Annotated in this window: 1 rRNA gene; it reads right to left on the bottom strand. The window is 58.8% G+C overall.

Annotated elements, in window-relative coordinates:
• Nucleotides 1-27 precede the first annotated feature (27 nt).
• A 5S ribosomal RNA gene (gene rrf, locus AC1DES_RS19180) occupies nucleotides 28-144 on the bottom strand.
• Nucleotides 145-479: the final 335 nt, after the last annotated feature.

The following is a 479-nucleotide window of genomic DNA, read 5'->3' as shown; positions in this document are numbered from 1 at the left end:
TGGTTGGAGGCTCTCGACCTAATGGTTGTCCGGCGGTGACCTACTCTCCCACACCCTCCCGGGTGCAGTACCATCGGCGCTGTGGGTCTTAGCTTCCGGGTTCGGGATGGGACCGGGCGTTTCCCCCACGCTATGACCGCCGTAACCCTTGCTCCGCACCCGCCGGCGCCTGGTGGCGTGGGGGTGGGAAATCTTGTGGTTACAACATGTGTCCTGCAGTTGTGCTGCAGTGGTGGTGTTGTTATTCAGTTGGTTTGGTTCGCCARGCAACGGGTTTGTTGGTTGGGAACCACATAGTGGACGCAAGCAGTCTTGTTTCTTTGTACCACSCCYGGGTGCGAACCCCTTTTGAACGGGTTCGCGGGGTGGTGTGTGGTGTAAGTTATCGGCCTATTAGTACCGGTCAGCTTCACGAGTCGTTAGTCCTCGCTTCCACATCCGGCCTATCAACCCAGTGGTCTGGCTGGGGGCCTCTCACA

Source organism: Arthrobacter sp. 05T442 (assembly GCF_056395945.1).
The sequence above is the reverse complement of the archived record's forward strand: the minus strand, read 5'-3'. Positions and strand labels throughout refer to the sequence as shown.